Below are 17402 nucleotides of genomic sequence, written 5' to 3'. Positions count from 1 at the left end.
GTGGCACGGTCGCGGCAGCCTGGACTACCCGAACGCGAACCGGCTGCTGATCACGGCGGACTGCGGGGGTTCCAACAGCTATCGCTACCGGTTATCCAGTGTGCTGATCCCGCCGGTCGCCTGCGCGCACCGGTTGCGGGGGGAATGGAGAGTGCGGCGATGACAGGTCCCGCAGACCGCGGACCGGACCCGGGACCCGATCGGGGGCGGGTGCTGGTGGCGCGGCTGGACGATGCCGGTGACGTGCTGCTGGCCGGGCCCGCCGTGCGCGCCGTGCGTACGCGGGCCGCCGAGGTCGTCTTCCTGGCCGGCCCGAACGGCAGGGCGGCGGCCGAGCTGCTGCCCGGCGTGGACCGGGTGGAGACCTGGCACGCCCCGTGGATCGACCACACGCCGCCGCCCGTCACCAGGGACCAGGTCGAGGACCTGATCGGCCGCGTCGGGGACGTGGACGAGGCGGTGCTGCTCACCTCGTTCCACCAGTCGGCGCTGCCGCTGGCGCTGCTGCTCAGGCTGGCCGGGGTGGCGCGGATCACCGCGATCAGCAACGACTACCCCGGCGCGCTGCTGGACGTGCGGCACGTCGTGGACGAGAGCGTGGACGTGCCGGAGGCCGAACGCATGCTCGCGGTCGCGCAGGCGGCCGGATTCACGCTGCCACCGGGCGATGACGGCGTTCTCGCAGTTCGGCGGCCATTGCCGGATATCCGCCCGGAAACAGGGCACTTGCTAGGCGCCGGCGCCGATGCCGGTGAAGGCGCGTATGTCGTGGTGCACCCGGGGACCTCGGCGCCCGCCCGTACCTGGCCCGCTGATCGGCACCGTCAGACGGTGCGGGAGCTGGCCGAGGACGGGCACCGGGTCGTCGTGACCGGCACAGAACGTGACCTCACCGCCTACGTGGCCGACGACGTCGCGGCCGATCTGGGCGGAGTGACCACCTTCGCGGAACTGGCCGCCGTCATCGAGCGCGCCGGCGTGCTCGTGGCCGGGAACACCGGTCCCGCGCACCTGGCCGCGGCGGTCGGTACGCCGGTCGTGAGCCTGTTCGCCCCCGTGGTCCCGCTGGTGCGGTGGGCCCCGTACGGCGTGCCCTCCGTCGTGCTGGGCGACCAGCACGCGCCCTGCCGTGGAAGCAGGGCGCGCGTCTGCCCGGTGCCGGGGCACCCGTGCCTGTCCCAGGTGACGAGTGAGCAGGTGGTCAAGGCAGTGAGGGAGCTGACTCAGTGAAGGTCGATCTCATCTCGGAGCACGCGGACCCGCTGGCGGCGGTCGGCGGCGTCGACTCCGGCGGCCAGAACGTCTACGTCGCCGCGCTGGCCGTCGCCCTCGCCGAGCGCGGGCACACGGTCGCCGTGCAAACCCGCCGCTCCTCCGAGGAGCAACCCGAGTCCGTGCGCCTGGCGCCGGGCGTCACGGTCGAGTACGTCACCGCTGGTCCCGCGGCCCCCGTGCCGAAGGACGAGCTGCCCCCGTACATGCCGGAGTTCACCGAACGACTGGCCGAGCGCTGGGCGGCGCGCCCGCCGGACATCGTGCACGCGCACTTCTGGATGAGCGGCCAGGCGGCGCTGCAGGCGGCCGGCGGGCTGCCGGTGGTGCAGACCTTCCACGCGCTCGGCACCGTCAAGCGGCGCTGGCAGGGCGAGGCGGACACCAGCCCGGCGCACCGGATCGACACCGAGCGCGAGATCGGCAAGCGGGCCGACGCGGTGCTCGCCACCTGCAGCGACGAGGTGAGCGAGCTGTGCGCGATGGGCATCCCGGAGCAGCGCGTCTCGGTCGTCCCGTGCGGGGTCGACCTGGAGGCGTTCCGCCCCGACGGGCCCGTGGCGCCGCGCACGGACGGGCCGATGGTGCTGAGCATCGGCCGCATGGTGGCGCGCAAGGGCGTGGACACGCTGATCAGGGCGATGCGCCAGCTCCCCGACGCCGAGCTGGTGATCGCCGGCGGCGGGCCGGGCGACGAGGAGGCGGCCAGGCTCAGGGACCTGGCCGACGGCTACGGCATGGGCCACCGCGTGCACGTCATCGGCAGCGTGCCCAGGCGCCACGTGCCCGCGCTGATGCGCGCGGCCGACGTCGTGGTCACCGTGCCCTGGTACGAGCCGTTCGGCATGGTGCCCGTCGAGGCGATGGCGTGCGGGGTGCCCGTCGTGGCCTCGGCGGTCGGCGGCCACCTCGACACGGTGGCGGGCTGCGGCGTGCTGGTGCCGCCGCGCAGGCCCCGCGCTCTGGCCAGGGCGCTCAAGGACGTGCTCGGCGACCCTCGGCGGCGCGCGGAGATCGGCGCGGCCGGCGCCCGCCGGGCCCGCGAGCGCTACGGCTGGCCGCGCGTCGCCGAGCTCACCGAGGCCGTGTACACGCAGGTCATCGACGGCAAGGTCGGCCGGCTGGCCGTCCTGGGGGGTTGATCATGGATGCGCATCTGGAAAAGCTCTGGAACGCCCTGGAGAAGGTCGATGACCAGGCGGCCGCCGTACGGGGCTGGGGCGGCCGGCTGGCCGGCGTGCTGTCGGCCGGGGGCCGGCTGCTCGCCTGCGGCAACGGCGGCTCGGCCGCGGAGGCCCAGCACCTGACGGCCGAGCTGGTCGGCAGGTTCAGGGAGGACCGGCGCCCGTACGCGGCGATCCCGCTGCACGCCGACGGCTCCTCGCTGACGGCCATCGCGAACGACTTCGGCCCCGACCAGGTCTACGCCCGCCAGGTGCGCGCGCACGGCCGTCCAGGCGACGTGCTGGTGTGCCTGTCGACCAGCGGCGGCAGCCCCAACGTGCTGGCCGCCGCCGCAGCGGCGCGCGAGTGCGGCGTGACGGCCTGGGCCATGACGGGGCCGGGGCCGAACGCGCTGGCCGACCTCTGCGACGAGGCCGTCGCCGTGCCCGGCGAGACGGCCACCGTCCAGGAGGTGCATCTCGCGATGATCCACCTGCTGTGCGACGCCGTGGAGGAGGCGCTGTGAAGCCGGGCCCGCTGGTCGTCATCGGTGACACGCTGCTCGACGTGGACGTCGAGGGCGACGCCGACCGCCTCTGCCCCGACGCCCCCGTGCCCGTGGTGGACGTCTCGTCCGAGCGGGCCAGGCCCGGCGGGGCGGGGCTGGCGGCGCTACTGACCGCCCGCGACGGCGCCGACGTGGTGCTGATCACGGCGGTCGGTGACGACCAGGACGGGCACCGCCTGTGCGGGCTGCTGTCGGAGGAGCTCGACCTGGTACGCCTGCCGCTGCGCGGCGGCACCGTGCGCAAGACGCGGATCAGGTCGCGCGGCCAGACGCTCGTCAGGCTGGACACCGGCGACGGCACCGCGCGCTTCTCCCCCACCGAGGAGGCGGCGCAGGCGATCCTGCGGGCCGGCGCGGTGCTGGTGTCCGACTACGGCAGGGGCGTCGCCAGGATGGCCCGCGAGCTGCTGCGCGATGTGTCCGTACCGGTGATCTGGGACCCGCATCCGCGCGGCGAGCAGCCGATGCCGGGCTGCGCGCTGCTGACGCCGAGCGAGGCGGAGGCGAAGATGTTGTGCCCGTCCGGCTACCAGGGCCCCGACCAGGCGGCCCGCCGCCTGGTGCGGGCGCTGCGGGCCAGGGCGGTGGCCGTCACCACCGGCGAGCGCGGAGCCGCGCTGGCCGTGGCGGGCGGCCCGCTGACCACGGTGCCGCCGCCGGTGCGCGCGGGCGGCCAGGACGCGTGCGGCGCGGGCGACCGGCTCGCCGGCGCCGCCGCGCTGGCCATGCGCGACGGCGCGGACGCCGCGCAGGCGGTGGCCGCCGGCGTGGGCGAGGCGTCCCGCTTCGTCGAACGCGGCGGCGCCGCCTCGGTGAAGGTGCAGGAGCAGCGGCTCGGCGACCGTCCGCGCACCGCGCTGGAGGTGGCCGGGCTCACCCGCGCCCAGGGGGGCCGGCTGATCGCCACAGGCGGCTGCTTCGACCTGCTGCACGCGGGGCACGTGAGCCTGCTGCGGCGGGCCAGGGCGCTCGGCGACGCGCTCGTCGTCTGCGTCAACTCCGACGACTCGGTACGCCGGCTGAAGGGCCCCGCCAGGCCCATCGTGGACGTGCGCGACCGGGTGGAGGTGCTGCGGGCGCTGGGCTGCGTGGACGCCGTGCTGGTGTTCGACGAGGACACCCCGGCGGCGGCCATCGAGCGGCTGCGGCCTGACGTGTGGGTGAAGGGCGGCGACTACGAGGGGGAGACGCTGCCCGAATCCGAGGTACTCGGCAGGCTCGGCGCGGAGATCGTCGTGCTGAGCACCCTGCCGGGGCGATCGACAACCAACCTGATCAGGGAGATCCAGTGAACATTTTGATCACCGGGGGCGCGTCCGGGCTCGGCCTGGCCACCGCCGAGGCGGTGGAGAAAGAGGGCTGGAAGGCGCTCGTCGTCGACGTGCGCGCGCCGGACCAGCGCTTCGAGCACGTGACGGCGGATCTCGCCGACCGGGGCGAGGCCGAGCGCGCGGTACGCGAGCTGGCCGAGCGGGCCGGCGGCCTCGACGGCGTCGTCACCGCCGCGGGCATCGACGCCTGCGGCCGGCTGGAGGACGTGCCGGCCGACGACTGGGAGCGGGTCATCAAGGTCAACCTGCTGGGCACGGCCTCGGTCGTACGGGCGGCGCTGCCGTACCTCAAGCACACCCGCGGCAAGGTCGTCACCTGCGCGTCCACGCTGGGCCTGCGGCCGCTGAGCGACGCGTCGGCCTACTCGGCGTCGAAGTTCGGCGTCGTCGGCTTCACCCGGGGGCTCGCGATCGAGCTGCGCGGGGAGGTGGGGGTGACCCTGCTGATCCCCGGCGGCATGCGGACGAGCTTCTTCGACGGCCGTCCCGAGCAGTACAAGCCGGGGCCCGAGGCCGGGCTGAACGACCCGGCCGACGTGGCCCAGGCCATCGTGTTCGCGCTGCGGCAGCCGGCCGGATGCGAGGTGAGAGAGCTGGTCGTCTGCCCGTCCACGGAGACGTCATGGCCCTAGAGCTGCTGGCCCTGCGCGGGCTCGGCCTGGGCGACCTGCTCACGGCCGTGCCCGCGCTGCGGGCGCTGCGCCAGGCCTTCCCCGGGCATCGCATCACGCTGGCGGCCCCGCGGGCGCTGGAGGCGCTGCTGCCGCTGACCGGCGCCGTGGACGACCAGGTGGACGTCGCGGGGCCGGGGCCGGTGCCGTTCGAGCGGCCCGACGTCGCGGTCAACCTGCACGGCAAGGGGCCGCAGAGCATCGAGGCGCTGCGGCGCACCGACCCGGGGCGGCTGATCAGCTTCGGCACCGGGCCCGCCTGGCAGGACGGCGTGCACGAGGTGCGGCGCTGGTGCGGGCTGCTGGAGTGGCACGGCATCCCGGCCGATCCGGCTGACCTGACGCTCGGCATCTCCGACCGTACGGGTCCCGCGATCGTGCACCCGGGCGCCGCCTACCCGGCGCGGCGCTGGCCGCCCGAGCGGTTCGCCGAGGTGGCGGCCGCGCTGGACGACGTGGTGGTCACGGGCAACGCGGCCGAGGTGCCGATCGCGGCCCGGGTCGCCGAGCTGGCGGGGCTGCCGCCCGAGCGCATGCTGGCCGGGCGTACCCGCCTGGCCGATCTGATCGACCTGGTCAGCCGGTCGCGGCTGGTGGTGTGCGGGGACACGGGGGTGGCGCACCTCGCGACGGCGTTCTGCGTGCCGTCGGTGGTGCTGTTCGGGCCGGTCTCGCCGATGTTGTGGGGCCCGCCGCCCGGCTGGCGGCACGTCGCCCTGTGGACGGGGCACCACGGCGACCCGCACGGCGAGCGGCCGGACCCCGGCCTGCTCGAAATCGAGGTGTCGGAAGTCGTGGAGGCTGCCATGGAGGTCACATCATGAGGGCGCTGGTCACGGGGGGCGCGGGTTTTCTGGGCTCGTACCTGTGCGAGCGGCTGCTGGACGAGGGCGCGGACGTCATCTGCATGGACAGTTTCCTGACCGGCGGGCCGCGCAACGTCGAGCACCTGCTGGAACGGCCGGAGTTCCGGCTCATCGAGTGCGACCTGACCGGATACGTGCACGTGCCCGACCGGCTGGACCTCGTCCTGCACTTCGCCTCGGCCGCCTCGCCGGCCGACTACCTGCGCTACCCCATCGAGACCCTGCGGGTCGGCAGCGTCGGCACGCTGCACGCGCTGGGCCTGGCCAGGGAGAAGGGCTCCAGGTTCGTGCTCGCCTCCACCAGCGAGGTGTACGGCGACCCGCTGGAGCACCCGCAGAAGGAGACGTACTGGGGGAACGTGAACCCGGTGGGGCCGCGCAGCGTGTACGACGAGGCCAAGCGCTTCGCCGAGTCGCTGACCACGGCCTACCGCCAGTCGCGCGGCACGAACACCGGCATCGTGCGCATCTTCAACACCTACGGGCCCCGCATGCGGCCGTTCGACGGCCGGGCGATCCCGACGTTCATCCGGCAGGCGCTGACCGGCGAGCCCATCACGATCACCGGTGACGGCAGGCAGACCCGCTCCATCTGCTACGTCGAGGACACCGTCTCGGGCATCCTCGCCATGGCGGCCGGTGACTTCGCCGGGCCGGTCAACATCGGCAACCCCGACGAGCTGACCATGCTGGAGCTGGCCACCCTGGTCAAGAAGCTGACCGGGTCGTCGTCGGAGATCCGCTTCATCGACAAGCCGGCCGACGACCCGAAGGTCAGGCGGCCCGACACGACGCTGGCGGCCGAGCTGCTGGGGTGGCGGGCGCGGGTGCCGGCCGAGGAGGGGCTGCGCAGGACGATCGAGTGGTTCGCGGCGGAACTGGCCGCGATCGAGCAGCTCGAAGGCGTCCAGGTGTGACGCGCACCGCCCGGCCGATCACGGGACGGCCGGGCGGGGAGTCAGGTGTTGCGGGGTGGGATCAGAGTGCGACGCCGAGCAGGGCGTCGGTGAGGTCCTTGACGAGGGCGGGGGCGGCGGGGTCGGCGGGGTCGGAGCCGGGGGCGGCCAGGGCGGCGTCGGCCCAGGCGTCGATCGCGGCCAGCGCGCCCGGCGCGTCGAGGTCGTCGGCCAGCCGCTCGCGCACCGTGGCCAGCAGGTCGCCGGCGGGCGGGCCTGAGGGCAGCGCGACCGCCGAGCGCCAGCGGGCCAGCCGCGCCTCGGCCGCCTCGAGCTGGTCCGGGGTGTACTCCCAGTCGGAGCGGTAGTGGTGGGCCAGCAGCACGAGCCTGATCGCCATCGGGTCGTGCCGCTCGCGCAGCTTGGAGACGAAGACGAGGTTGCCCTTCGACTTCGACATCTTCTCGCCGTCTAGCCCCACCATCCCGGCGTGGGTGTAGAACTTGGCGAACGGCCACTCGCCGGTCGCCGCGTGCCCCTCGGAGGCGCCGCACTCGTGGTGCGGGAAGATCAGGTCGGACCCGCCGCCGGCGACGTCGTAGCCGGCTCCCAGGTTGTCGAGGGCGATCGTGGTGCACTCGATGTGCCAGCCGGGCCTGCCGCGGCCGAGCGGTGTGTCCCAGGCGGGCTCGCCTGGCCGCTCGGCCCGCCACATCAGCCAGTCGAGCGGGTGGCGCTTGCCGGCCCGGTCGGGGTCGCCGCCGCGCTCGGCGAACAGGGCCAGCATCTCCTGCTCGTCGTAGCCGGACACCTGGCCGAACTTGGGTGCGTCGGCCACGCTGAAGTAAACGTCGCCGTCGAGGTCGTAGGTGACGCCCTTGGCCGACAGCCGGGTGATGAGGCCGGCGACCCGGCCGACGACCTCGGTGACGCCGACGTACTCGCGGGGCGGCATGATGCGCAGCGCCTCCATGTCGCCGCGGAACAGCTCGATCTCCCGCTCGGCCAGCTCCTGCCAGTCGACGCCGGTCTGCTCGGCCCGCTCCAGCAGCGGATCGTCCACGTCGGTGGCGTTCTGGGTGTAGTGGACCTCGTGGCCCGCGTCGCGCCACAGGCGGCCGACGAGGTCGAAGGCGAGGTAGGTGTTGGCGTGGCCGAGGTGGGTGGCGTCGTAGGGGGTGATGCCGCAGACGTACATCCTGGCCGTCGGCCCGGGATCGGTCTGCCGCACCTGCTTGGCCGACGTGTCGTAGAGACTCAGCGGAATGCTCTCACCTGGGAGCTTTGGAACGTTCTGGGCAGACCACGATCTCATGCCTTTGAGCCTATCTGTCCTGATCGGCGGTCAGGTCGGTGAAGTCGTACGTCACACTCTCCCGCGCGATGGAGACCCGCATCACCGACAGGGAGGCGAAGACGCGGCCGTCCGGCAGCTCGTGCCGGATGATGAGCGCGCCGCGATCGTCGGAGGGCGCCTCGGCGGCCAACCGGCTCCAGTCGCCGGCGGCGCGGAAGCGCGGCAGGTAGGCGGCCACCCGCTCGCTCTCGGGGTCGAGGCCGGAGTTGACGACCATGCTGGTGCCCTCGGGCAGCGGGGAGGTGGTGAGCCGCTCGCCGTTCCAGCTGAACAGCAGGACCCGGTCGAGGCCGGCCAGCACGAGGTGGAAGGGGTCGTAGCGGCCGAGGTCGCCGGTGGGCGGCTCGCCGGTGTACGCCGCCCGCAGCGCCAGGTCGCCCCGCGAGACCTTCGTGGTCTCGTCGGCGGCCTTGCCGTGCCCGTTGAGCAGGGCGGCGGCGCGGCGGGCCGCCGGGTTGACGGCCAGCCAGGTGCCGCCGGCCTTGAGGTCGCGCCCGCCGATCACGCCGGGGTAGTCGGGCCAGTGCTCGCCGGGCCCCTCCCAGGGCCGGTCGGCGAACTCGTCCCTCACGCCCATGAGCGTCAGCTCCCGGCCGGTCCTCACGATCAGCGTGCACATGGGGCAAAGGCTAGTAAACCCGCCCGGATCGCCCTAGATCGGGGGCCAGGGAATGGCCGGCCAGCCCTCCGACGGATAGGGGTGCACGCCGGTGTCGAGCAGCCGCCGCACCCGCTGCCAGGTGGCCTCGACCTCGGCCAGCGTCAGCAGCTCACGCAGCTTGCGGCCGAGGTCGCCGGACTCGATGTCGCGCTCCAGCTTGGCCAGCACCGCCACCGCCTCGCGGGCCAGCGGCTTGCCCCGCCACTGCCACAGGACCGTGCGGAGTTTGTCCTCGACGGAGAAGCACACCCCGTGGTCGACCCCGTAGACGTGGCCGGTGGGCAGCGGCAGCAGGTGGCCGCCCTTGCGGTCGGCGTTGTTGACCACCGCGTCGAAGACCGCCATCCGGCGCACGACCGGGTTGCGGCTCTTGACCAGGCGCATGAGGTCGATCTCGCGCTCGGTGTCGATCCACAGCTGGCACATGCCGGGGCCGAAGGGCCCGTCACGGTAGACCGTGGGCGGCACGACGCGCCAGCCGGTGGCCTGGGAGACCTCGAAGGCGGCGACCTCGCGGGCGGCGAGGGTGCCGTCGGGGAAGTCCCACAGGGGGCGCTCGCCGCGTACGGGCTTGTAGACGCAGGCCGCCGAGCGCGAGCCCAGCTTGACCGAGCAGTAGAGCGTCATGTTGGTCGCCTCGACCAGCCGCCCCGCGACCTCCAGCGTGCCGTCGCGCAGCAGCGTGAGGGCCTCCTCGTCATGCACGGGCGGCGGTGGGGCGGGCTTGACGGCCGGTTCGCTCTCTGGAGCGGTCATGAAGCCGCCTCACCCCCGCGGTAGCCGTTGAGACGGACGCAGACGTGCCCCGTGGCGTCGAGCGGCTGGCCGCACAGCGGGCACGGGGGCCGGCCCGCCGCGACGATCTGGAGCGCCCGCTGGGTGAAGGCCCGCGCGGCCCCCGCGCTGATGCGCACCCGCAGCACCGCGGGGTCGGGACTGTCGAGATCGTCTTCGTCGATGACCTCCTGCGCTTCTATCACCACCTGTGACTTCTCCGCATCCCAGGTCAGCGCCATGGTGCCGACGCGGAAGTCCTCCGCGACCGGCGTGTCGAGAGGAGCGTCGTCGGCCAGGTCGGCGGGAGCCAGCGCGGGCACCTGGGCGGTGCCGCCGCTGAGTCTCAGCACCTCGTCGAGCAGCTCGTCGAGCCTGCCCGCGAGCGCCGCCACCTGTAGTTTCTCCAGCGCCACCGTGGTCAGTCTGCCCTCGGCCCTGGCCTGCAGGAAGAAGACCCGCGCGCCCGGCCGCCCCAGGGCACCGGCGACGAACCTCTCCGGTGGGTCGTAGTCGAAGACCGGCATAGCCTGACCTTACGTGGTTCCGGGTCCGCCGCCGACGGCGGCATCGCTCCCGGTGATGTTTTCTCCCCCGTCTTTCTCCTCCGAATCCTCGGAAAGCTTCAATTCCCCCATATCGTTAATCCTGTGGACAAAGGGACGCAAGGGGGCATAGCGAATGACTGTGAGAGCGGCCGGATCAGCTGTTATCCGCTGAAAGTGATCGAGATGGAGCCCCAGAGCGTCGGCCACGATCGCCTTGATCACATCGCCGTGGCTGCACACGAGGTAGACAGCCTTCTCCCCCAGGCGCCGATTCCACTCCCTGACCGCCGCGACCGCGCGATGCTGCATCTCCGCCAGCGACTCACCGCCGGGGAACGTCACCGCGCTCGGATGCGCCTGCACGACCGGCCAGAGCGGCTCCTTGGCCAGCTCCTTCAGCGGCCGGCCGGTCCAGTCGCCGTAGCCGCACTCGATGAAGCGCTCGTCGGTGATCACCTCCAGCTCGCGTCCTTCGGCGACCGCTTGTGCCGTTTCCCGGCAACGTTCGAGCGGGCTGGAGACAATGGCGTCGAGCCTGACGCCCGCGACGCGCCCGGCGAGCGCGGTGGCCTGCGCCCTGCCCGCCTCGCTCAGATGCACCCCAGGGGTACGGCCGGCCAGCACCGGCCCGGTGAGGTCCGTCAGCCCATGCCGGACCAGAAGCAACGTGGTCATCCCGCAAGTGTCGCAGGCGTCGATCACGACGTTTCATCGGCCTGAACGGTAACCTGGCGGGATCATGGAGCAGCGCTATGTCGGCCACAGCGGCCTGTCGGTGTCCCGGCTGGGGCTCGGCACGATGACCTGGGGGCGTGACACCGACGCGGACGAGGCCGCGGCCCAGCTCCGCACGTTTCTCGACGCGGGCGGCAACCTGGTCGACACCGCCGACGTCTACACGGGGGGCGACGCCGAGCGGCTGCTCGGCCGCATGCTGCGCGACTCCGTGCCGCGCTCGGAGCTGGTCATCTCCACCAAGGCCGTGGTCACGCCCGCGGGCCGCCGCCCGCGCGACGCCTCCAGGCGCCACCTCATCGCCGCCGTCGACGACTCGCTCAACCGCCTCGGGCTCGACTACGTCGACCTGTGGCAGCTGCACACCTATGACGAGGAGGTGCCGCTGGAGGAGACCCTCGCCGCGCTCGACGCGATCGTCTCCTCCGGCCGCGCCGTCTACGCCGGCGTCTGCGACTACGCCGGCTGGCAGCTCGCCGCCGCCGCCGTCACCCAGAAGATGGTCCCCGGCCGCATCCCGATCACCGCGGCCCAGACCGAATACTCGCTGCTGGCCCGTGAGCCCGAGCGCGAGCTGCTGCCCGCCGCCGCCCACCTCGGCGTCGGCATGCTGGCCTGGTCACCGCTCGGGCGCGGAGTGCTGACCGGCAAATACCGCACCGGCATCCCCGCCGACTCGCGGGCCGCGACGCCCCACTTCGCCGACTTCGTCCGCCCCTATCTGGACGAGCGCAGCCGCCGGGTCGTCGAGTCCGTCATGACCGCGGCCGACGGGCTCGGCGTGTCGCCGCTGGCCGTGGCCCTGTCATGGGTGCGCGACCAGCCGGGCGTCGCCTCCGCCATCGTCGGCGCCCGTACGCACGCGCAGCTCAAAGGCGTCCTGCCCGCCGAGGACGTCGTGCTGCCGAGAGAGATCCGAGAGGCCCTCGATGACGTGTCGTCACTCGACTGAGGCGGCCGCCCGCCACCGCCGCACTGAACGAGAGGTGCCCTCGCGTATCACTAGTCGATACCGAATCGCAACTTCAGCCCCGAAAAGCCTGCGTCTTCCGGCCGATGTCCAGCAAGATTTCTCCCGGAAGCGACGCAGGAGGGGACGGATGGGGACCAGAACCGCGATCTCGGTCGGAGTACTCGCGGTGGCGCTGGTGGCCGTCCCGGTGGGGGCTCCCGCCGCATCGGCCACCGCCCAGGACTGCACGCGCGACGGGGGCCTGCTCTCGGGGGTGACCAACACCCTGTGCGACGTCGTCCAGGCCGTCACCGGCACGGTCGACACGCTGACCGGCGGCACCACCAGCAAGGTGACCGAGGGGCTCGACAGGACCACCGACGAGGTGCTCGGGCGGGTCGGCGAGGTGCTGCCGACCGGGCGCGCCAAGTCCGCCCCCGAGGAGGAGGACGAGCGGCCCGCCACCACGCCCAGGCCGACCCGGGAGCCCGAGCGCGACGAGGAATGCCTGTCCGTGCTGTCGTGCACCGACCAGAGCACCGTCGACCGGCTCACGCCCCGGCCCTCCGCCTCGCCGTCGGCCACCCGCACCGAGCAGCCCAGCGAGGGCCTCATCTCGGCCACCGCCACCTCGCTCCCCCAGCCGGTGCCCGCCAGGCCGCGGACGACCCGGCCCGAGCGGCAGGAGAGCGGCGTGCATCGGGCGGCGCCCAAGAAGAAGACCGCGCACGCCGAGGAGCCGCGGGTCGACCTGCTGTGGCCCAACCCGTTCCAGCACGAGCTGGCCGTGCCGATGCAGGACCAGCGCGTCGTACGGCCCAGCCCGCCGGCCTCCGACGTGATCGGCACCGTGCTGACCATCGCGCTGCTCGGCTCCGCGGTGCTGGCGACCCGGATCGTCCAGCAGCGGCGGCACGGCAACGAGCCTGCCGAGTCGATCCCCTTCGAGCCCGCCCGCGCCGGCAACGGCCGCCACCGCCTGGCCTGAGCAGGGCCCGCGCAGGACCGGAAGAGGCCTCGCCCGGGCAGCATGAGACCCCCGGCTCAGGAGCCGGGGGTCTCGTGAAGGACAGGGTCAGCCGCCGATGGCGTGGACGCCGCCGTCGACGTGGACGATCTCGCCCGTCGTCGCGGGGAACCAGTCGGACAGCAGCGCCACGCACGCGCGGGCGGTGGGCAGCGTGTCGGCGAGGTCCCAGCCCAGCGGCGCCTTCGCGGGCCAGCTGTCCTCGAACTCCTGGAAGCCGGGGATCGACCTGGCCGCCATCGTCCGCAGCGGGCCGGCCGCGACCAGGTTGACGCGGATGGCGTGCTTGCCGAGGTCGCGCGCGAGGTAGCGGTTGCAGGACTCGAGCCCGGCCTTGGCGACGCCCATCCAGTCGTAGACCGGCCACGCCTTGGAGGCGTCGAAGTCGAGGCCGACGACCGCGCCGCCCTCCTTCATCAGCGGCAGGCAGGCCACCGCGAGCGACTTGTAGGAGTACGTCGAGACCTGGAGCGCGGTCGCGACGTCCTCCCACGGGGTGTTGAGGAAGTTGCCGCCGAGTGCGCTCTGCGGCGCGAAGCCGATGGAGTGGACGACGCCGTCGAGCCCGTCGACGTGCTCGCCCACCCGGTCGGCGAGGGTGGCGAGGTGTTCGGTGTTCTGGACGTCGAGCTCCAGCACCGGCGCCGGCTCGGGCAGCCGCTTGGCGATGCGCTCGACGAGGCTGAGCCGGCCGAAGCCGGTCAGCACGACCGTCGCGCCCTCTTCCTGGGCCAGCTTGGCCACCGCGTAGCCGATGGAGGAGTCGGTCAGCACGCCGCTGACGAGGATCCGCTTGCCGTCGAGAATGCCCATGTCAGTGCCCCATTCCGAGTCCGCCGTCGACGGGGATCACGGCCCCGGTGATGTAGGAGGCGTCGTCGCTGGTCAGGAAGCGCACGACGCGCGCGATCTCCTCGGGCGCCGCCTGCCGCCCGAGCGGGATGTTGGAGACGATGGCCTCGTGGTCGAGCTCGGCGGTCATGTCGGTGTTGACGAAGCCGGGCGAGACGACGTTGACGGTGATGTTGCGCGAGCCGTATTCGCGGGCCAGCGAGCGGGCGAACCCGACCAGGCCCGCCTTGGAGGCGGCGTAGTTGGCCTGGCCGGCCTGGCCGCTGAGGCCGACGACCGAGGAGATGAGGACGATGCGGCCGCGCTTGAGCCGCATCATGGGCCTGATGGCCCGCTTGGCCACACGGTAGGCGCCGGTGAGGTTGGCGTCGATGACCTCGGTGAAGGTCTCCTCCTTCATCATGGCCAGCAGCGTGTCCTTGGTGATGCCGGCGTTGGAGACCAGCACCTCGACCGGGCCGTGCTCGGCCTCGACCTTGTCGAAGGCGGCCTCGACGTCGGCGGTGCTGGTGACGTCGCAGCGCACGCCGAACAGGCCCTCGGGCGGCTCACCCGATCGATAGGTGACCGCGACGGCGTCGCCTGCCGCGGCGAGTTCACGGGCGATCGCGAGGCCTATGCCGCGATTGCCCCCGGTGACGAGTACAGAGCGTGCCATGACACCTGACGCTATCCCCTACCGGCGGGTATCCGCTTGTCCGGGTGGCACAAGATCACAGGGTTAGGATCGTGGACATGCGCCAGATCGATCCCGATTTCCTGGAGCTGCCGTTGCGGCGGCTCGCGGACGCCGCTCTGCAACGCGCTCGCGACCTCGGCGCCGAGCACGCCGACTTCCGGCTCGAACGCGTCAGGGCCGAGTCGCTCAACCTCTACGACGCGCGGCTCGAAGGGGCCATGGACGCCGACGACCTGGGCTACGCGGTGCGCGTGGTCAAGGGCGGCACCTGGGGGTTCGCCTCCGGCATCCACCTGACGCCCGAGGCCGCCGCTGTGGTGGCCGAGCAGGCGGTGCGCGTGGCGGAGGTGAGCGCCCCGATCAACAGGGAGCCCATCGAGCTGGCGCCCGAGCCGGTGCACTCCGGCGCGGTGTGGGTGTCCGACTATGAGATCGACCCGTTCGAGGTGGCCGCGTCCGACAAGGTGAGCCTGCTGGCCGACTGGTCGGCCGGGCTGCTCAAGGGCGCCGACCACGTCTCGGCGCGGCTGCTGCAGGTCAAGGAGCAGAAGTTCTACGCCGACACCGCCGGCACCTCGACCACCCAGCAGCGGGTCCGGATCTATCCCCGGTTCAACGCCATGAAGGCGGCGGGCGGCGGCTTCGACGACATGTCCACGATCGCGCCGCCGGTCGGCCGCGGCTACGAATACCTGACCGGCTCCCACTGGGACTGGCAGGGCGAGCTGGCCAGGCTGCCCGAGTTGCTGGCCGAGAAGCTGGCCGCGCCGTCCGTCGAGGCCGGCGAATACGACCTGGTCATCGACCCGTCCAATCTGTGGCTGACGATCCACGAGTCGATCGGCCACGCCACCGAGCTCGACCGGGCGCTCGGCTACGAGGCCGCCTACGCCGGCACCAGCTTCGCCACGTTCGACCAGCTCGGCGAGCTGGTCTACGGCTCGCCCGTGATGAACGTGACCGGCGACCGCACCGTCGCCCACGGCCTGTCCACGGTCGGCTACGACGACGAGGGCGTGCAGGCGCAGAGCTTCGACATCATCAAGGACGGCGTGCTCGTCGGCTACCAGCTCGACCGGCGCATGGCGCTGATGAAGGGGCTCGGGCGCTCCAACGGCTGCGCGTTCGCCGACTCGCCCGGCCACATGCCGATCCAGCGCATGGCGAACGTCTCTCTCGCGCCCGCTCCGGGCGGGCCGTCGACCGACGAGCTGATCGCGGGCGTCGAGCGGGGCATCTACCTCGTCGGCGACAAGAGCTGGTCGATCGACATGCAGCGCTACAACTTCCAGTTCACGGCCCAGCGGGCCTACCGCATCACCGGCGGCCGGCTGGACGGGCAGGTCAGGGACTTCGCCTACCAGGCCACGACCACGGACTTCTGGCAGTCGATGGAGGCGGTCGGCGGGCCGGAGACCTACGTGCTCGGCGGCGCGTTCAACTGCGGCAAGGGCCAGCCGGGGCAGGTCGCGCCGGTCAGCCACGGGTGCCCGTCGGCGCTGTTCCGCGGCGTACGAATCCTCAACACGGTGCAGGAGGGCGGGAAGTGACGCCTCAGGAGATGGTGGAGAGGGCGCTGGAGCTCTCCCGTAACGACGACTGCGTGGTGCTGGTCGACGAGGGCTCCACCGCCAACCTGCGCTTCGCGGGCAACACGCTGACCACCAACGGCGTCGCCCGCTCGTCCCGGCTGACCGTCATCTCGATCTCCGGGCAGCAGGTCGGCGTGGTGTCGCGGGCGGCCGTACGCGACGAGCAGCTGCCCGACGTGGTGGCGGCGGCCGACGCGGCGGCGCGCGAGGCGCAGCCGGCCGAGGACGCCGGGCCGCTGGTCGAGGCCGGCCCCGCTTCGCCGCACTGGGGCGAGGAGGTGCGGCCGACCGACATCGAGGTGTTCGGGCGGTTCACGCCCGCGCTGGGCGAGGCGTTCGCGTCGGCGGAGGCGGGCGGCAGGCGGCTGTACGGGTTCGCCGAGCACAAGGTGACCTCCACGTTCCTCGGCACGTCCGCCGGGGTGCGGCTGCGCCACGACCAGCCGACCGGGCGGCTGGAGGTCAACGCCAAGTCCGCCGATCTCAAGCGGTCGGCGTGGACGGGCGTGTCCACCGAGGACTTCACCGACGTCGACGTCTCGGCGCTCGGCGCGTCGCTGGCGCAGCGGCTCGAATGGGCGAAGAACCGCGTCGACCTGCCCGCGGGCCGTTACGAGACGCTGCTGCCGCCGAGCGCGGTGGCCGACCTGATGATCTACCTGTTCTGGTCGTCGGGGGCGCGTGACGCGCTCGACGGGCGCACGGTGTTCTCCAAGCCGGGCGGCGGCACCCGCGTCGGTGAGCAGCTCGCCAGGCTGCCCGTCACGCTGACGAGCGACCCCACGGCGCCCGGCATCGCGTGCGCGCCGTTCGTGACGGCCCACCGGTCCAGCCGGGAGAGCTCGGTGTTCGACAACGGGCTGCCGCTGTCGCGTACCGACTGGATCAAGGACGGGCGGCTGGAGGCGCTGCTGCAGACCCGCCACTCGGCCGAGCTGAGCGGGCTGCCGGTGACGCCCTCCATCGACAACCTGATCATGGCGGGGCCCGGCGAGGCCTCCATCGACGACATGATCGCCTCGACCCAGCGGGGGCTCCTGGTCACCTGCCTGTGGTACATCCGCGAGGTCGATCCCCAGACGCTGCTCCTGACCGGGCTGACCCGCGACGGCGTCTACCTGGTCGAGCACGGGGAGGTCGTGGGCGAGGTCAACAACTTTCGCTTCAACGAGAGCCCCGTCGACCTGCTCGGCCGGATGAGCGAGGTGGGTGCCGGACAGCGGACGCTGCCCCGGGAGTGGAACGACTACTTCCAGCGGACGGTCATGCCGGCGGTGCGCGTGCCCGACTTCAACATGTCCACGGTCAGCCAGGCGAGCTGACCCCGGCAGCGGCCCTGGTCCTCCTCTCACCGAAGGGGACCGGGGCCGCCTTGTCTCTTCTTCTTACGCGGCCTGCTGGGCCGCTTCGCGGGCGTTTCGGAGCCCTTCCGTGGCCCCTGGACGGTCTTCAGGGGT

18 protein-coding genes and 1 pseudogene are annotated in these 17402 nt (G+C 72.8%); 12 read left to right on the top strand and 7 right to left on the bottom strand.

What is annotated here, in order from left to right; genetic code table 11:
- The 8 genes and pseudogenes from AB0K28_RS49080 to AB0K28_RS49045 form a co-directional block, all read left to right on the top strand.
- A pseudogene (locus AB0K28_RS49080) lies at positions 1 to 91 on the top strand (hypothetical protein); the annotation flags it as partial.
- 68 nt (positions 92 to 159) lie between these two features.
- Positions 160 to 1230, top strand: a complete 1071-nt coding sequence (locus AB0K28_RS49075; RefSeq protein ID WP_364384826.1) for a glycosyltransferase family 9 protein — start codon at positions 160 to 162, stop codon at positions 1228 to 1230.
- Positions 1227 to 2414: a glycosyltransferase gene (locus AB0K28_RS49070; protein ID WP_364384823.1), complete on the top strand. Its 1188-nt coding sequence runs from the start codon at positions 1227 to 1229 to the stop codon at positions 2412 to 2414. Before AB0K28_RS49075 ends, AB0K28_RS49070 begins: the two co-directional genes overlap by 4 nt.
- A 2-nt stretch (positions 2415 to 2416) precedes the next feature.
- Positions 2417 to 2962 carry an SIS domain-containing protein gene (locus AB0K28_RS49065; protein WP_345385926.1) on the top strand — a complete coding sequence of 182 codons (546 nt, stop codon included), beginning with the start codon at positions 2417 to 2419 and terminating at the stop codon, positions 2960 to 2962.
- The gene (locus tag AB0K28_RS49060; protein WP_364384819.1) at positions 2959 to 4296 is read left to right on the top strand and encodes a PfkB family carbohydrate kinase; all 1338 of its coding nucleotides are present in this window, start codon (positions 2959 to 2961) and stop codon (positions 4294 to 4296) included. Before AB0K28_RS49065 ends, AB0K28_RS49060 begins: the two co-directional genes overlap by 4 nt.
- The gene (locus AB0K28_RS49055; protein ID WP_355429507.1) at positions 4293 to 4967 is read left to right on the top strand and encodes an SDR family oxidoreductase; all 675 of its coding nucleotides are present in this window, start codon (positions 4293 to 4295) and stop codon (positions 4965 to 4967) included. The genes AB0K28_RS49060 and AB0K28_RS49055 overlap by 4 nt, the downstream gene beginning before the upstream one ends.
- The gene (locus AB0K28_RS49050) at positions 4958 to 5830 is read left to right on the top strand and encodes a glycosyltransferase family 9 protein (protein ID WP_345385930.1); all 873 of its coding nucleotides are present in this window, start codon (positions 4958 to 4960) and stop codon (positions 5828 to 5830) included. The genes AB0K28_RS49055 and AB0K28_RS49050 overlap by 10 nt, the downstream gene beginning before the upstream one ends.
- A complete protein-coding gene (locus AB0K28_RS49045) occupies positions 5827 to 6789 on the top strand; it encodes a UDP-glucuronic acid decarboxylase family protein (protein WP_345385932.1) in 963 nt (320 codons plus the stop codon). The genes AB0K28_RS49050 and AB0K28_RS49045 overlap by 4 nt, the downstream gene beginning before the upstream one ends.
- A gap of 61 nt (positions 6790 to 6850) precedes the next feature.
- On the opposite strand, the gene mshC is transcribed toward AB0K28_RS49045, so the two are convergent.
- From mshC to AB0K28_RS49020, 5 genes are read right to left on the bottom strand one after another with little or no spacing between them, the layout of a single operon-like run.
- Positions 6851 to 8083, bottom strand: a complete 1233-nt coding sequence (mshC, locus tag AB0K28_RS49040) for a cysteine--1-D-myo-inosityl 2-amino-2-deoxy-alpha-D-glucopyranoside ligase (protein WP_364384814.1) — start codon at positions 8081 to 8083, stop codon at positions 6851 to 6853.
- A 10-nt stretch (positions 8084 to 8093) separates the two neighbouring features.
- A complete protein-coding gene (locus tag AB0K28_RS49035) occupies positions 8094 to 8744 on the bottom strand; it encodes an NRDE family protein (protein WP_364384811.1) in 651 nt (216 codons plus the stop codon).
- A 33-nt stretch (positions 8745 to 8777) separates the two neighbouring features.
- Positions 8778 to 9542 (bottom strand): SCO1664 family protein, encoded by a 765-nt coding sequence (locus AB0K28_RS49030; RefSeq protein ID WP_355429520.1) that lies wholly within the window; start codon positions 9540 to 9542, stop codon positions 8778 to 8780.
- Positions 9539 to 10087, bottom strand: a complete 549-nt coding sequence (locus AB0K28_RS49025; protein WP_355429523.1) for a DUF3090 domain-containing protein — start codon at positions 10085 to 10087, stop codon at positions 9539 to 9541. The genes AB0K28_RS49030 and AB0K28_RS49025 overlap by 4 nt, the downstream gene beginning before the upstream one ends.
- Before the next feature lie 9 nt (positions 10088 to 10096).
- The gene (locus AB0K28_RS49020) at positions 10097 to 10783 is read right to left on the bottom strand and encodes a histidine phosphatase family protein (protein ID WP_364384807.1); all 687 of its coding nucleotides are present in this window, start codon (positions 10781 to 10783) and stop codon (positions 10097 to 10099) included.
- 64 nt (positions 10784 to 10847) lie between these two features.
- Between AB0K28_RS49020 and AB0K28_RS49015 the strand changes: the two genes are divergently transcribed.
- Positions 10848 to 11795, top strand: coding sequence for an aldo/keto reductase (locus AB0K28_RS49015; protein WP_345385942.1), 948 nt, complete (start codon positions 10848 to 10850; stop codon positions 11793 to 11795).
- 148 nt (positions 11796 to 11943) lie between these two features.
- Complete coding sequence (locus tag AB0K28_RS49010) at positions 11944 to 12783, top strand: hypothetical protein (protein ID WP_364384804.1); 840 nt, start codon at positions 11944 to 11946, stop codon at positions 12781 to 12783.
- 87 nt (positions 12784 to 12870) lie between these two features.
- On the opposite strand, the gene fabI is transcribed toward AB0K28_RS49010, so the two are convergent.
- Both fabI and AB0K28_RS49000 read right to left on the bottom strand, forming a co-directional pair.
- Positions 12871 to 13635: an enoyl-ACP reductase FabI gene (fabI, locus tag AB0K28_RS49005; RefSeq protein ID WP_345385946.1), complete on the bottom strand. Its 765-nt coding sequence runs from the start codon at positions 13633 to 13635 to the stop codon at positions 12871 to 12873.
- Position 13636: 1 nt separating this feature from the next.
- Positions 13637 to 14332 (bottom strand): beta-ketoacyl-ACP reductase, encoded by a 696-nt coding sequence (locus AB0K28_RS49000; protein ID WP_355429537.1) that lies wholly within the window; start codon positions 14330 to 14332, stop codon positions 13637 to 13639.
- Positions 14333 to 14409: 77 nt separating this feature from the next.
- On the opposite strand from AB0K28_RS49000, the gene AB0K28_RS48995 reads away from it, so the two are divergent.
- Together AB0K28_RS48995 and AB0K28_RS48990 are read left to right on the top strand one after the other, a co-directional pair.
- Complete coding sequence (locus AB0K28_RS48995; RefSeq protein WP_345385948.1) at positions 14410 to 15903, top strand: TldD/PmbA family protein; 1494 nt, start codon at positions 14410 to 14412, stop codon at positions 15901 to 15903.
- Positions 15900 to 17267, top strand: coding sequence for a metallopeptidase TldD-related protein (locus tag AB0K28_RS48990; protein WP_364384799.1), 1368 nt, complete (start codon positions 15900 to 15902; stop codon positions 17265 to 17267). Before AB0K28_RS48995 ends, AB0K28_RS48990 begins: the two co-directional genes overlap by 4 nt.
- Positions 17268 to 17402 lie beyond the last annotated feature (135 nt).

This window comes from Nonomuraea sp. NPDC049504 (assembly GCF_040676845.1).
GTDB lineage: Bacteria > Actinomycetota > Actinomycetes > Streptosporangiales > Streptosporangiaceae > Nonomuraea > Nonomuraea salmonea.
The sequence above is the reverse complement of the archived record's forward strand: the minus strand, read 5'-3'. Positions and strand labels throughout refer to the sequence as shown.